Here is a 14,473-nt window from a genome sequence, read left to right as displayed (position 1 = left end):
GTGGATGGATGGGGCGCTGCTCGACGTGGCGGAGGCGCTGCTGCCCCTGGGCGGAGGCGTGCGGTGGCCGGCGGCGTTCACGCCCTGAGTCAGTAGACGCGCAGCAGGCGCGAGCGGCATTCGAAGTGCGGGTTGCGCACGTCGATGACGTAGACCTCGCCGGTGGTTTCATCGAAGTTGCCGGCGAGGAGTCCCGCGGCGGTGAGGGCGGCGAGGTAGATGTTGTCCGTGCCCTTCTTCATTTCGCTGACCTTGCGCACGTAGACCACGCGGCCCTCCACGGCCCACACGCTGCGGATGCCATCCGTGTGCACGCCCATCGCGTCCGGGGGCGGCGCGGCGGACTTCCCCAGCGCGGGCGGGACGGCCTGGAGCACGTAGTCGTCGTAGGCGCGGTTGCCGCTGCGGCTGATGAGCTTCACCTCGCGCAGCAGGCCGTCCGGGCCCTGGAGCAGCTCCAGCGTGACGGTGAGCTTCATCGTGCTGACGCCGTGGGCGAAGTCCTGGAGCTCCTCGCCCGCCTGGGAGAGGCCGCGCAGGCGGTTGTAGCCGGGTTCGTCGCGGGCGCGCTTCGCGAGGAGCTCGCCCGGCTTGGGGGGCTTGCGAGGCCCGGGCATGGCTCCCGGGGAGCCGCTGGCGCCGAACTGCCGGGCCTTCTCCGCGTAGGAGTACAGCAGCTGCTTGGGGAAGCTGGGCATGTCGAAGAGGGGCGGGGCGTCCATCTGCTTCTCCAGCTGCGCGCGCAGCTGGCCGAAGTAGGGATGGATGCGGCCGGTGTCCACGCGGTCGCGCGCGCGGCGTTCGTCGACGATGCCCTGCACGCGTTCCGACACGCGCGCGTGTTCCTCGGCGGCCAGGGATTCGGCGGAAAGGCTGGGGTCGCCGGGGCGCAGCGTGCGGCCTTCGCCCCGGGAGTTCTCCGGCGTCGTGATGATGACCCCCGTGCTCGAGCCGGGCGAGGGGAGCAGGTTCGGGGGAAGAGAGCCCGGAGTCGGCGCGCGTGGAGCATCCACCGTGGGCCGGTCCCCGTCCGCGGTGGGCGCGCGGGTCGCGATGTCCAGGCGTGGAAGGTCGTCCGCGGGCGCGCGCGGAGCGTCTTCGGATGGAGCAGGCTCGCGCGTCGCGACGGGAGGCGGAGGCGGCTCCGAGGGGGCGCGCGTCGCGACGGGCGGCGGCGGCTCCGAGGGGGCGCGCGTCGCGGTCGCTGGAGGAGGCTCCGTCGGCACGTCCTTCGCCGGCGCGCGCGGTTTGACGGACGGCGGCGTGGCGGGTTCCCGGACCGGAGGCGCCGGGGCCGGCGGGGTGACGGAAGGGGAGGTGGTGATGATCTCCACCTCGACCGCATTCTCGCGCAGCCGGGCCGTGCGTCCGGCGGGCGACGGATGAGGGTCCAGCGCCCACAACAGCCCGAAGATGAGGGCGTGCAGCGCCAGCGATATCAGTCCGGCCCATCCGAGACGTCGCAACCGCCGCATGCTCGGACACTTCCCAGAAAGCGCCCCCTGTCTCAACACATTGGGACGCGTGCGTTCGCGAACCGACGTCCCACCCGCCGAGCAGGCAACCCTTCAACGCATGAAACGTCCCGGGGGTGACTCGACGCCCGCCGTGACTCCTGATGTGCTGCCGCCCTCCAAGTGCCTCCCATGCCCCTCGCCTGTCTGGACGAACCCACGTTCATGGACCTCCTGCTCGGGACGCTGCCCTCCGACAGGGCCGCGCTCGTCGACGAGCACCTGGACACGTGTCCCTCCTGTCGGCGCATGGTGTCCGAGGCGCTGAAGGTGCAGCCGCCCGCGGACTCCGGGCCTGCCGCTCCGGAGGAGGAGGTCCTCGACAGCCAACTGGCGACGCTGGCCGTGGACCCGTGGCGCGGAAAGAAGCCGCGCCTGAGGCTGCCCACGCCGCCGCTCGCGCGCGGCACGGCGGTGGGCCGCTACCTCATCCTGGAGATGCTGGGCGTGGGCGGGATGAGCGTCGTGTACGCCGCCTATGACCCGGAGCTGGACCGCCGCGTCGCGCTCAAGCTCCTCCAGGTGGAGGCGCTGGGGCTGGGCGCGGAGGCCGGACGCACGCAGGTGCTGCGCGAGGCGCAGGCCATGGCCCGCGTCTCCCACCCGCACGTCGTCTCCGTCTTCGACGTGGGCACCTTCGGCCGGCAGGTCTTCCTGGCCATGGAGCTGGTGGACGCGCACACGCTGCGCAAGTGGGAGCATGACGGTCCGCACCCGTGGCGCCAGGTGGTGGAACTCTTCCTGGCCGTGGCCCGGGGGCTCGCCGCCGCGCACGCGGTGGGCGTCGTGCACGGCGACGTGAAGCCGGAGAACATCCTCGTGGGCCAGGACGGCCGCGTGCGCGTCACCGACTTCGGCCTGTCGCGCATCATGTTCGGCGCCGTGGCCCCGCCGCTGATGCCGGGAAGCCCCACGCACGCGCGCGCCATGGAGGGCGGCACGCCCGCGTACATGGCTCCGGAGCAGTTTCCGCCGGAGGAGCGCACCGACGCGCGCAGCGACCAGTTCGGCTTCTGCGCCGCGCTCTACGAAGGACTCTACGGCGAGCGCCCCTTCGCGGGCACCACGGTGGAGGAGCTGTCCCAGGCGGTGCACGCGGGGCGCGTGAAGAGCGTGCCCCGGCACTCCGGCGTGCCGCAGTGGCTGCGCAAGGTGGTGGTGAAGGGCCTGTCGGTGAAGCCCGAGGACCGCCACGCGTCCATGGAGGCGCTCATCGCCGCGCTGGAGTCGGACCCGGCGGCGCGCCGGACGCGGCGGCTGCGCGTGGCGGGCGCGTCGCTGCTGCTCCTGTCCGCGGTGGGGCTCACGCACGTCCTCCACGGCCGCGACACCACGGGCTGCGAGGGCGCCGCGCGCGCCATGGACGGCGTGTGGGACGCTCCCCGGCAGCAGGCGGTGGAGGCGGCCTTCATCGGCACCCAGCGTCGCTTCGCGCACGACGCCTTCCGGCACGTGCGCCGGGGACTGGACGCGTACACCGCCGCGTGGGTGACGACGCGCACGGCGGCCTGCGAAGCCACCCGCGTGCGCCACGAGCAGAGCGAAGCAGTGATGGCGCTGCGCATGCGTTGCCTGGACGCGCGGCTCGCGGACGTGGCCGCGCTCACGCAGTTGTTCACGCAGGCGGATCCGGACCTGGTGGAGCGGGCGCCCCGCGCGGTGGAGGGGCTGACGCCGCTGGCGGGCTGCTCGGACGTGGAGGCGCTGACGTCGCGCGGCCACTCCTCACCCGACGACCCGGCAGCCAGGGACCGCACGGTCGCGCTGCTCCAGGCGCTCGTGGACGCGAGGGCGCTGCGCGCCGCCGGCCGCTATTCGCAGGGCGTGGCGCGCGTGGAGCCGGTGGCCCAGGCCGCGCGCGCGGCGGGGGACTGGTCCGGTGCCGCGGACGCGCTGCTGCTGCTCGCGGAGTTGAAGGACGGGGCCGGAGACTACCGGGGCGCGGAGGCCACGGTGCTCCAGGCCGCGTGGACCGCGGAGGCCGGCCGCAACGACGACGCCGCCGCTCGCGCGTGGACGCTGGCGGTGCGCGTGACGGGCGAACGGCTGGACCACTACGCCCAGGGGCAGCAGGCCGCGGAGCGCGCCAGCGCCGCGGTGGAGCGGCTGGGCGCCAGCAGGGAGCTGGCCGGCGCGCTCGCGATGAACCTGGGGCGGCTGTTGTCGCGCCAGGGCCGCTACCCGGAGGCCCACGAGCAGCTCACCCGCGCGCTGTCCTTCCTGGAGAAGCGCTTCGGTCCGGAGGCCTTGGAGGTCGCGGACGTGCGCGTGGAGCTGGGCACGGTGCGCCGCTCACAGGGGCGCGCGGAGGAGGCCCTGGGCCTGTACGAGCGCGCCCTGGGCACCGTGCGCGGAGCGCTGGGGCCCGAGCACCCGGACGTGGCGCGCATCCGCCTGGAGCAGGCCAGCGTGCGCTGGCAGCAGGGTGACTTCGTGCAGTCGGAGCGGCTGGCCCGGGGCGCGCTGGCGCTGCTGGAGCGCTCGCTGGGCCAGGACCACCCGCAGGTGGCGGACGCGCTCAACAGCCTGGCGCTGGCGCTCCAGTACCAGGGCAAGCGCGAGGAGGCGCTGCCCCTCTACGAACGCGCGCTGGGCATCGCGGAGAAGACGGAGGGGCGCGACAGCTCCACGGTGGCCATCATCGTCAACAACATCGGCACGCTGCTGGTGCACATGGGCCGGTTGGAGGAGGCCACCCAGCGCTTCGCCACGGCGCTCGAGCAGGTGGAGAAGAGCCTGGGCCCGGACCACCCCACGCTGGCGCTGGTGCTCCGGGGCATGGGCCAGACGCTCAGCTACCGCAATCAGCCGGACCAGGCCCTGCCGTACTTCCAGCGCGCCGCCGCGCTCCAGACGTCCCTGCCGGACGACGTGAACGGCGGCTGGACGGGGGCCCTGGTGGACCTGGGGCGCACGTACATGGTGCTCGGCCGTCCGCGCGAGGCGCTGGCCCCGCTGGAGCAGGCCGTCGCCGGGTGGGAGCGCGCCCGGCCCCGTCCCGCGGAGCGCCCCGCCGCGCGCTACATGCTGGCTCGCGCGCTGTGGGACGCGAAGAAGGACCCGGCCCGCGCCGTCCGGCTCGCCGCCGAGGCCCGCCAGGAAGCCGGAGCGCTCCCCGACGACGAGTCCTCCGTGCCGGAGCTGCGCCAGGCGATGGACCGTTGGATCGCCAGGCTGCCCCCCGCCGCGCGCAGGGACATCAAGGCCGCCATGGCCACGCCGAAGCCCGCGGACCCCGCCAGGGACGCGCTCGTCCGGTAAGCGCCTCGCCAGAAGCGCCAAGGCGCGGGAGCGAGCGTGAACGGGCCACGTTATACGGAGGGTGGAATGACGCTCCTCACGGACTCCCCTGTCGCCGCCCTCCCGCCGGAAGCCGGCGTGGACGCCCTGGCCAAGCTGCTGCGCGGACGCCGCGTCGTGGTGCTCACCGGCGCCGGAATCAGCACCGAGTCCGGCATCCCCGACTATCGCGGCCCGGAGACGCGCCACAAGGTGCGCAACCCCATCCAGCACCGCGAGTTCCTGCACCAGCCGGAGGTGCGTCAGCGCTACTGGGCGCGCAGCCTGCTGGGCTGGCCGCGCTTCACCACCGCCCGGCCCAACGACGCGCACTTCGCGCTCGTCGCGCTGGAGAAGGCGGGCGTGGTGCCCGGGCTCATCACCCAGAACGTGGACGGCCTGCACCACGCGGCGGGCAGTGAGCGCGTGCTGGAGCTGCACGGCGCGCTGTCGCGGGTGCGCTGCCTGGCGTGTGGCGCGCAGGAGCCGCGCGCGTCGCTCCAGGCGCGGATGCTGGGCCTCAACCCGGACTTCGCGCACACCGTCGTGGAGCTGCGTCCGGACGGCGACGCGGAGCTGTCGCAGGAGGCCGTGGAGGGCTTCCGCGTCCCCGCGTGCACGCGCTGTGGCGGGACGCTGAAGCCGGACGTGGTGTTCTTCGGCGACAACGTCGCGGCGCCGCTGGTGCAGGACGCGTTCGCGCTCGTGGAGGAGGGGGACGCGCTCTTGGTGGTGGGCTCGTCGCTGACGGTCTACTCCGGCTACCGCTTCGTCACCCGCGCGGCGGAGCGGCACATGCCCATCGGCATCCTCAACATCGGGGAGAGCCGGGGCGACGGGCTCGCGGATGTGCGCGTGGAGGCGCGAGCGGGGGAGGTATTGCCCCGGCTCGCCCAGGCGCTGGCCCGCACCTGACGTTCCTCCTCCCACACCGGGCGTGCAGCCGGGCGGTCCCGGAGCTCCGGGCGCGGCACCGAATGGGCACGCCAGGGGAGGGGGCAAGTGTGCCATCATTCCCGGCTTCGCGAGGCACGCGCGCTGTGGCCGTGCCCGGGACGGAGACACAGGGCCGATGGACACCGGGCGCCCGCTGGGCGGCAGGTACGCGCTGGAGCGCAGGATTGGCGGCGGTGGCATGGGCGCCATCTGGCGCGCGGTCGACCTGCAGCTCCAGCGGCACGTGGCCCTCAAGCTCATCGCCTCCGACGTCGTGGCGCGCACGCCGGAGGCCCACCGCCACTTCGAACAGGAAGCCCAGGCCGTGGCCCGGCTGCGCCACCCGCACGTGGTGCAGGTGCACGACTCCGGCGTGGACGGCGGCGTGCCGTACATCGTCATGGAGCTGCTGGAGGGCGAGGACCTGGAGACGCGCCTCACCCAGCAGGGGCGCCTGTCCCCGGCCCGCGTGGCCGCGCTCGTCACGCCGGTGGCCCGCGCCCTGGCGGCGGCGCACGCGGCGGGGCTCGTCCACCGCGACCTGAAGCCCGCCAACCTCTTCCTCGCCCACGTGGACGGGGAGGAGGTGGTGAAGGTGCTCGACTTCGGGCTCGCGCGCTCGCTCATCCCCACCGGCGCGCCCGCGCAGGCGGAGGGGCTCACCGGCACGCTGCGCTACATGAGCCCGGAGCAGCTGCGCGCGGATCCGGACCTGGACGCGAGAGCGGACCTCTGGTCGCTCGCGGTGGTGCTCTACCGCGCCCTCACCGGCCAGTTCCCCTACGGGGCTGAATCCGTGGGCGCGCTCCTGCGCGGCGCCTTCCATCCGCCCGCGGTGCCCATCTCGCAGCTGGTGCCGGAGCTGGGCGCGAGCGGTGACGCCTTCTTCCAGCGCGCCCTGCACCCGACGCTTGCGCAGCGCTTCACCTCCGCGCGCGAGCTGGCCGCGGCCTTCGTCGCGCTGGTGGAGGCGGGCCGCGCCGGGCAGGCCGCGACGGTGCTGGTGGTGGACGACGAGCCGGACGTGGAGCTGCTCATGCGCCAGCGCTTCCGCCGGCACGTGCGCGACGGCGTCTACCGCTTCGTCTTCGCGCGCGACGGAGAGGAGGCGCTGGAGGCCCTGCGCCAGCACCCGGACACGCACGCGGTGCTGTGCGACCTGAACATGCCGCGCATGGACGGGCTCACCTTCCTGTCGCGCGTGGGCGAGGTGGATCCGCTGGTGAAGGTGGTCATGGTCTCCGCGTACGGCGACCTGCCCAACCTGCGCACGGCGATGAACCGGGGCGCGTTCGACTTCCTCGTGAAGCCGGTGGACCTGGACGACCTGGAGTCCACGCTGGCCAAGACGGTGCGCCACGTGGCGGAGCTGCGCCGCGCGGTGCGCTCCACGGAGGAGAACGCGCTGCTGCGCATGTTCGTGCACGGCGGCATCGTGGACCGGATGCTGCCGCTGGTGCGCGGCCCGGGCGGGCTCGCGGGCGAGCAGGTGGACGCCACGGTGGCCTTCCTGGACGTCGCGGACTTCACCGCCGTCACCCGCAAGCACCCGCCGGAGTCCGCGCTGCGCCGGCTCAACGCCAACTTCGAGGTCATCCTCCCGGAGCTGGAGTCGCGCGGCGGCGTGGTGGACAAGTTCCTGGGCGACGCCGTGATGGCCGTCTTCCAGGGCGAAGGCCACGTGGCGCGCGCGCTGGACGCCTGCCTCGCGGTGAGGCAGCGGCTGCAGGGCCTGGCGTGGAGCGGCGGTGACGCGTCTCCGTATGCCCACGGCGTCTGCATGGGCGTGGACACCGGGCCGGTGCTGTCCGGCAACGTGGGCGCGGCCGGGCGCGGGCGCCTGGACCACACGGTGCTGGGCGACGTGGTGAACACCGCGGCCCGGCTCGCCACCGTGGCCGCGCGCGACCAGGTGCTGGTGAGCGAGACGCTGGCCGCACGGCTCCAGGACGCCTTCGACTGCCGGCTCGCCGGGGACCGCCACCTGCCGGGGGCCGGAGGGCAAGCGCTCGCGGTGCGCGAGGTGGTGGCCCGCCACGGCAGCCAGTCCGCGTCCTCCGCGGACCGCACCTCCGAACAGGTGGCCCCCGCCGTCATGGAAGCACCCGCCTCTCCGCCCCGGCCAGGCGCCTTCACGGCCAAGGGGCCCACCTGATGCCCGCCTAGCCCATGCGCGTCATCCTCAATCCAGGCCAGGTGGATGAACGGGTGGTGATGCTGCCAGAGGGCACCACCACCATCGGCCGCACGGAGGAGAACGGCATCCGCGTGCCGCACCCCAGTCTGTCGCGGCGCCACGCTCGGCTGGAGCGCGCGGGCGGGCGCGTGGTGCTGGTGGACCTGGACAGCAAGAACGGCAGCTTCGTGGGGCCGCACCGCGTGTCGCGCCAGGAGCTGGGCCACGGCCAGTCCTTCCGCTGCGGGGAGGTGTGGTTCCGGCTGGTGTCGCTGGACACGCCGCTGCCGGACGGCTGGGGCCCGCTGCGCACGCAGCCGCTGGAGACGCGCTTCTCCGGCGGGTCCACCATGGAGGCGCTGCTCGACACGCGCTCGCCGGACCGCACCCGCGACAAGCTCCAGGTGCTCCTCAAGGTGGGCCAGATCCTGTCCTCCCCGGGGCCGGTGGACGGGCTCCTGGAGCGCGTCGTCCAGCTCGTCTTTCAAATCTGGGCGGTGGACCGGGCGGCGGTGCTGCTGGTGGACCGCGACACGGGGACGCTGGAGCCGCGCGTGTCCCGTGGCGCGAGGGGTGGGGCGCTGCCGGAGCGCTTCTACAGCCAGCACATCGTGGACTACGTGCACTCGCGCGGCGTGGCGGCCCTCTTCACCGACGCTCAGGACGACGCGCGGCTCGTGGGCGCGGACTCCGTCTTCCGCCAGTCCATCCGCGCCTCGCTGTGCGTGCCCCTGCGCACGCGGGACGCGGTGCTGGGCGTGCTGTACCTGGACAGCCTCAAGCAGGGAGGCCTCTTCACCGACGAGGACCTGGAGTTCCTCACCGCCTTCGCCAACCAGGCCGCCATCGCGTTGGACCACGCGCACCTGGCGCGGCGCCTGGAGGAGGAGGCGGTGCTGCGAAACGCCTACCAGCGCTTCTTCCCGCCGGACGTCGTGCGCCAGCTGAAGGCGCTCAGGGGCGTGCCGCTGGAGGTGCGCGAGGCGAACGTCACCATCCTCTTCTCCGACATCACCGGCTTCACCGCCATGTCCTCGCGCCTCAAGCCCCGGCAGGTGGTGGACATGCTCAACGCGTACTTCCCGGTGATGGCGGACGTCGTCTTCCGCCACGAGGGCACGCTGGAGAAGTACATCGGCGACGCGCTGATGGCCGTGTGGGGCGCCCCCTTCGCCCGGCCGGATGACGCGGACCGGGCCGTGCGCGCGGCCGTGGAGATGCAGCAGGCCCTGGCGGCCCTCAACGCCCGCTGGCGGGCGGAGGGCGTGCCGGAGATCCAGGTCCACATCGGGCTGAACTCCGGTCCCGTGGCCGCGGGCAACATCGGCTCGGAGCGCTACCTCCAGTACGCCACCGTGGGAGACGCCACCAACGTCGCGGCCCGCGTGTGCGGTGTCGCTCGGCCGGGCGAGGTGCTGATGACGGACGCCACGCGCGCCCTCCTGGACGCGGGCGCCTTCGCGCTGGAGCCGCTGGCCCCGGTGAGGGTGAAGGGCCGCGACGAGCCGCTGTCCCTCTTCCGCGTGCTCGGCTGACGGCTACTCCGCGTCCTGGCCCAGCCGCTCCGGCTGGAGGAGGATGATCTGCCCACCCTCGAAGCTGAGCATCCCCTCGCGCACGTAGTAGCGCAGCCACTTGTTGACGCTCTCGCGGGTGACGCCGCACAGGTTGGCCAGCTCCGACTGCGTGAGCTTCGGGGTGATGACCAGCCCCTCGGGGCCCTGCTTCCCTTGAGTCTTCGCCAGCTCCAGCAGCACCCGCACCAGCCGGCTTCGCGCGTCCAGGAACGCCGAGTCGTAAACGAGCTGCGTCGTGCGCCGCACCAGCCGGCTCATGTTCGCCAGCAGCGCCAGGCTCACCTGCGGCCGCGTCTCCAGGTAGCGCCGGAAGTCGTCGCGCTGGAGCGTCAGCAGGTGCGCCTCCTCGCGCGCCATCGCGTCGGTGGAGCGCACCTCGCCGTCCAGCAGTGACAGCTCTCCGAACGCGTCCCCCCGGTCCAGCAGCGCCAGGGTGATTTCGCGCCCCTCGCTGGAGGAGAGCCGGATGGCCACCTGGCCGCGCCGGATGATGAACAGCGCGGTGCCCACGTCTCCCCGGTGGAAGATGACCTCCCCCCTCGCGAAGCGCCGGGGCTGGAGGAGCGACGACATGTTCTCCAGGTCCTCCCGGCCGAGGCTTTCGAACATGGGGATTTCGGCCAGCAGCTGCGCGTAGGACATGAGGGGACCGCCATTCTGCCCGGAATCCCTGGATGCAGGTAGGGAAGCCTCCCATCCAGGTCTGGCGGACAAGTCCGGCGGGTGTGAACGCCTTCACACCGGGCCTGTGGGCCGCTTCACAGATCGAAACAGGGGCTCCCGGTACTGTTCCTTCATCGCAGCACGGGAAGCAGGGGGGCCCGCGCAGCAGCGACACGGTGAGTCAGGGAGTCGGGGGACTTCTTAGCTCACCGCGGCATGCGCGGGAAATGGGGGGGACCGCAGGGGCTGGCACATAGAAGGGGGAAGCGTCGAGTTTCTGAGGGGGAACTCGACGCGAATACGAGTGCCGGCTCCCGCTGGAGCCTGAAAGCAATGGAACCCGGGCCTGAAGGCCTGTCGCTCCGGGGGGAGTGACGGCCTTCAAGTCCGGGTTGTTTTATTTGGCCACCAGGGCCACCGCGGGCGTGAGCGTCAGCGTGGCCTCGCGGTGCTGCTCCACGGCCTGGCGCGTGTGGAGCATGGGGTGGAACTCCACCTTGCGGTTGAGCTCCATCAGGTCGTCGCGGTGCTTGTGGAACAGGTGTTCCGACTGCCCCGGCGAGTGGATGGACACGGAGCGGGACAGGTCCGCCAGGTCGACAATCATCCGCAGCGCGGTGCCGTGGACCACCTTGAAGGGGTGGCTCCAGAGGAACGAGGCGCCGTCCACGGAGTAGTTGTCACCCCGGGCCGGCACCGGGCCGCTGTTGAAGACGCGCCGGATGGGGCCGGGGATGGCGGGCCCGCCCAGCAGCTGGTGCGCGTAGGTCAGCTGGTGCACCTGGCCCCAGGCCCAGGCCTCCGGCTTCGGGCCGTACGTCTTCGTCAGCCACGCGGTGGCCACGCCCAGGGCCGCGCGGAGGATGTCGTCGCGCGTCTCCTTCTCCGGCGTCTTCGGGTCGTCCCACCAGGCGCTGTCCGGCTGGGACATCAGGCCGATGACGAAGGGCATGTGCAGGCTGCCGTGCCGTTCGTACTGGCCCATCAGGTATTGATTCACCAGCGACGGCTCCAGCTTGTGCTGGAGCAGCTTGCGCAGCACCTCGATGTACCAGGCCTGGAACACCGTGGCGCCCACGGCCTCCGGCTCGAAGCGCAGGTCCCACGCCTTCAGCGCCTCCACCGCCTGTCGCTGGGTGTCGTCCGCCGGGAGCGCCGCCGCCAGGAAGTAGGGGCGCAGCGCCTCCGCGGGCAGCGAGTACGTCTGCGCCTGGATGTCCCGCATGGACTCCACGGTGTGCTGCGTGCCCGCCTCAATCAGGTCGGTGATGCGCTTCGCGCGGTAGCCCGGGAACCAGTTGTGCGCGATGAGGTGCGGGTAGTCGTCGGACGTAATCTTGTTGTTCGCCGTGGCCGCGTAGCCCGCGGGCGGGTTGAAGGACGCGGGCAGCTCCTCGAAGGGGATGAAGCCCGTCCACTCGGATTCGCCCGTCCAGCCCGGCATGGGGATGAGGCCCTGGTGGCCCTGGCGGATGGGGATCTTCCCCGTGGCCTGGTAGCCCACGTTGCCGGCCGTGTCCGCGTACACGAAGTTCTGGCCCGGCCCCTCCCAGCACTTCATGGCGGCGCGGAAGGACTCCCAGTCCGTCGCCAGGTTGAGCTTCAGCACCGAGTTGATGAGCGGCTGGCATTCGCGGTGCGCCCACTTGAGCGCCAGGGGCTCGCTGTTCTTCAGCTCCTCCGCCATGACGGCGTTCATCAGCGGTCCGTGCCGGGTGCTCTTCACCTCCAGCACCACGGGCGCGCCGCCCTTGACGGGGATCTCCTCGCGGCGCACCTCCAGGTCGTGCCAGACGTCCTGGTAGAGGTACTTCGTGGGCGCCTTCGGGTCGTCCAGCTTCTCGATGTAGAAGTCCTGGGTGTCCGGCCCCAGGTTGGACATGCCCCAGGCCACCTTCCCGTTGTGGCCGACAATCAGCATGGGCACGCCGGGCAGGGAGAAGCCCACGTGCTGGAAGCGGCCGGCATGCAGGCCGTTCTCGTACCAGGTGGACGGCATGCTCAGCGGGATGTGCACGTCGTTGGCGAGCAGCGGCTGGCCGCTCTTCGTGCGCTGGCCGTGCACCACCCAGTTGTTGCTGCCGGAGACGATGTTGGGGTCGCCCATCACCGCGTCCACGCTGTCCAGGCCGGACATCGCCTTCACGTCCTTGAGGCCCGGCAGGCGCGCCTCCTTGGGGACGATGAGGGGCGTCTCTGGCGCGTTCTGCGGCAGGAGCGCGTTGGCCACGTCCTCACCCACCGCCGCCACCAGCCGCGCGCGGAAGAGCTCCAGGCGGTGGTTGCCGCCCAGCATCATCGCCAGCAGGTTGCCGCGCGCGAGCGAGTCCACGGGCGTCCAGGGCGTGGGCGTCGTGGCCATCACGGTGAACTCGTAGGGCAGCGGCTCCGCGGCGATGCGCGCGTTGATGCCCGTGCTGTAGGCCTCCAGGATGGCGCGCGCCTCCGGATCCACCTGCTCCCAGGACTTCTCGGCCATGTGGCGCAGGCCCATGGTGCGGAAGAACTGATCCGCGGACACGCCCATGGGGCCCAGCAGGGTCGCGAGCCGGCCGTCCACCAGCCGGCGGCTCATCTCCAGCTGCCACAGCCGGTCCTGCCCGTGCACGTAGCCCTGGGCGAAGAAGAGGTCGTGCTCGTCGTTGGCGAAGATGTGCGGCACGCCCCACGTGTCGCGCAGCACCTCCACCTTGCCGTGCAGGCCGGGCAGGGTGAGCGTGCCCTCCTCGCGCGTCCAGCGGCGGCGGGCGAGCCAGGGGCCCACGCCCGGGGTGGCCACGGCCATGGCGGACGGCAACATGCGCAGCATGCGCAGGACCTGGGTGAAGGCGCTCATGACGCGGAGGCTCCAGCAGTCGGGGCGTTGGGGGCGGCGGTGTCGTCAGGGGCAGCGGACGGCGTGTCCGGGAGCGCGTCCGGCAGCTCCTTGTCCAGGTTGCGCAGGCGCGGGTTGAGCCACCCGGCCGCGACGTTGGTGAGCGTCAGCAGGCCCAGGACGATGAAGATGACGGCGATGCCGCGCCCCGGACCCACGCCCAAGAGGCGGCCCATGCTGCTAGCGAGCGCGCCCCCCTCGCGCATGGCCGGCTCGAAGATGTCATCCGCGAGAGGCCCCGCGATGAGGGCCGCGAGCGGCGACACGCAGAGGATGATCATCCGCTTCACGGCGGCGGCGCGGCCCTGGAGGTCCGCGGGAATCTTGCGCTGCCAGATGGACTGGATGCCCGCCATCACGGGCGGCATGGTGAACAGGTAGAGCGCGGCGGCGGTGGCGACGAGCGGCACGCTGGGCGACGGCGCGGCCAGGAAGAGCACCACGCCCGAAAACGCATGGAAGCCGAGGATGCCGTACAGCGGGTTCTTGGGGCCGCCCCACACGCCCATGCCGATGCCGCCCAGCAGCGCGCCCACGCCCGCGATGGACGCGATCCTGCCCAGCGTGGAGATGTCCGTGAAGGCGAGCACCAGCGGGGTGATCAGCAGCACCACCAGGTCCATGCACAGCACGGCCACGCCGGTGAAGGCCATCAGGGACAAGAGCCCCTTGCGCGCGCTGATGAAGGCCCAGCCCTGCTTCATCTCCGCGAGCAGCGACCCCTTGCCCTGCTGGCCCTCCGCGGAGGCGGCGGGCCGCGGGAAGCGGACCATCAGCAGCGTGGTGACGGCGATGAAGAAGCTGCAGACGTCCACCGTCAGCACGCCCTTCAGGCCCACGCTGTCGATGAGCGCTCCCGCGATGATGGGGGAGAGGATCTGGCTGGCGCCGCTGGCCACCTCCGCCATGGCGTTGGCGCGGCCCAGGTGCTGCTTGGGCACGATGAGCGTCACCGTGGCGAAGAAGGCCGGCCAGCGGAAGGCGCCGAAGCACGCGCCCAGGGCGACGGGCAGGTAGAAGTGCCAGGGCTCCAGCTTGAACAGCCCCCGTTCGCTGGCCAGCAACATGCCGAAGATGAGCATGGTGGTGAAGCCGTTGCCCATGTCCGCCAGCAGCATGGCGCGGCGGCGGTCCCACCGGTCGATGAGCGTCCCCGCGATGGGGGACAGCACCACCATGGGCGCCAGCGCGAAGAAGGACAGCAGCGCGAACTGCGTGGTGGAGCGCGTGTCCAGGAAGACCTTCGCGCCCACGCCGAAGGACGTGAGGCCGGAGCCGAGGATCGAGATGAGCTGGCCGAACCAGGTGATCCAGAAGACCCGCATGGGCTGGGTGATGGTCAGGCGTTGCGCGAGGCTCATTCCACGTCTCTTTCTCCTGGGGGGCAGGAGGGTCAAGGGCCCGCGCACCGTACTACGGGAGTGCGCGCGGGCCCGGCGTTGCTAGGGGGATT

General features: G+C 72.3%; 8 protein-coding genes. 4 read left to right on the top strand and 4 right to left on the bottom strand.

Annotation, left to right across the window (positions count from 1 at the left end):
- Positions 1-89 precede the first annotated feature (89 nt).
- Entirely contained in the window at positions 90-1,466 is a 1,377-nt protein-coding gene (locus D7V80_RS42760) for a TonB C-terminal domain-containing protein (protein WP_370452496.1), read from the bottom strand.
- A gap of 180 nt (positions 1,467-1,646) precedes the next feature.
- Here D7V80_RS42760 and D7V80_RS15430 point away from each other — a divergent pair, with 180 nt between their 5' ends.
- The 4 genes from D7V80_RS15430 to D7V80_RS15415 all read left to right on the top strand — a co-directional run bounded on the left by D7V80_RS15430 (position 1,647) and on the right by D7V80_RS15415 (position 9,440).
- A complete protein-coding gene (locus tag D7V80_RS15430; protein ID WP_120588885.1) occupies positions 1,647-4,775 on the top strand; it encodes a tetratricopeptide repeat protein in 3,129 nt (1,042 codons plus the stop codon).
- Between the two features lie 66 nt (positions 4,776-4,841).
- Positions 4,842-5,708 carry an NAD-dependent protein deacetylase gene (locus tag D7V80_RS15425; RefSeq protein ID WP_120588884.1) on the top strand — a complete coding sequence of 289 codons (867 nt, stop codon included), beginning with the start codon at positions 4,842-4,844 and terminating at the stop codon, positions 5,706-5,708.
- Positions 5,709-5,865: 157 nt separating this feature from the next.
- Positions 5,866-7,884: a protein kinase gene (locus D7V80_RS15420; protein WP_120588883.1), complete on the top strand. Its 2,019-nt coding sequence runs from the start codon at positions 5,866-5,868 to the stop codon at positions 7,882-7,884.
- Positions 7,885-7,898: 14 nt separating this feature from the next.
- Positions 7,899-9,440, top strand: coding sequence for an adenylate/guanylate cyclase domain-containing protein (locus D7V80_RS15415; protein ID WP_120588882.1), 1,542 nt, complete (start codon positions 7,899-7,901; stop codon positions 9,438-9,440).
- Positions 9,441-9,443: 3 nt separating this feature from the next.
- Here the strand turns inward: D7V80_RS15415 and D7V80_RS15410 are convergent, their stop codons facing one another.
- The 3 genes from D7V80_RS15410 to D7V80_RS15400 form a co-directional block, all read right to left on the bottom strand.
- A complete protein-coding gene (locus tag D7V80_RS15410) occupies positions 9,444-10,124 on the bottom strand; it encodes a Crp/Fnr family transcriptional regulator (RefSeq protein WP_120588881.1) in 681 nt (226 codons plus the stop codon).
- 418 nt (positions 10,125-10,542) lie between these two features.
- Positions 10,543-12,981: a penicillin acylase family protein gene (locus D7V80_RS15405; RefSeq protein WP_120588880.1), complete on the bottom strand. Its 2,439-nt coding sequence runs from the start codon at positions 12,979-12,981 to the stop codon at positions 10,543-10,545.
- The gene (locus D7V80_RS15400; RefSeq protein ID WP_120588879.1) at positions 12,978-14,381 is read right to left on the bottom strand and encodes an MFS transporter; all 1,404 of its coding nucleotides are present in this window, start codon (positions 14,379-14,381) and stop codon (positions 12,978-12,980) included. Before D7V80_RS15400 ends, D7V80_RS15405 begins: the two co-directional genes overlap by 4 nt.
- Positions 14,382-14,473 lie beyond the last annotated feature (92 nt).

Source organism: Corallococcus sp. CA054B (assembly GCF_003611625.1).
In the GTDB taxonomy this organism is placed as follows: domain Bacteria; phylum Myxococcota; class Myxococcia; order Myxococcales; family Myxococcaceae; genus Corallococcus; species Corallococcus coralloides.
This window is presented reverse-complemented; position numbering and strand designations above follow the sequence as displayed.

What these genes read in the sequence shown, in the direction of transcription:
- D7V80_RS15410 (WP_120588881.1), bottom strand. Translation starts at nt 10,124, where the DNA reads ATGTCCTACGCGCAGCTGCTGGCCGAAATCCCCATGTTCGAAAGCCTC.
- D7V80_RS15430 (WP_120588885.1), top strand. Translation starts at nt 1,647, where the DNA reads ATGCCCCTCGCCTGTCTGGACGAACCCACGTTCATGGACCTCCTGCTC.
- D7V80_RS15405 (WP_120588880.1), bottom strand. Translation starts at nt 12,981, where the DNA reads ATGAGCGCCTTCACCCAGGTCCTGCGCATGCTGCGCATGTTGCCGTCC.
- D7V80_RS15420 (WP_120588883.1), top strand. Translation starts at nt 5,866, where the DNA reads ATGGACACCGGGCGCCCGCTGGGCGGCAGGTACGCGCTGGAGCGCAGG.
- D7V80_RS15400 (WP_120588879.1), bottom strand. Translation starts at nt 14,381, where the DNA reads ATGAGCCTCGCGCAACGCCTGACCATCACCCAGCCCATGCGGGTCTTC.
- D7V80_RS15415 (WP_120588882.1), top strand. Translation starts at nt 7,899, where the DNA reads ATGCGCGTCATCCTCAATCCAGGCCAGGTGGATGAACGGGTGGTGATG.
- D7V80_RS15425 (WP_120588884.1), top strand. Translation starts at nt 4,842, where the DNA reads ATGACGCTCCTCACGGACTCCCCTGTCGCCGCCCTCCCGCCGGAAGCC.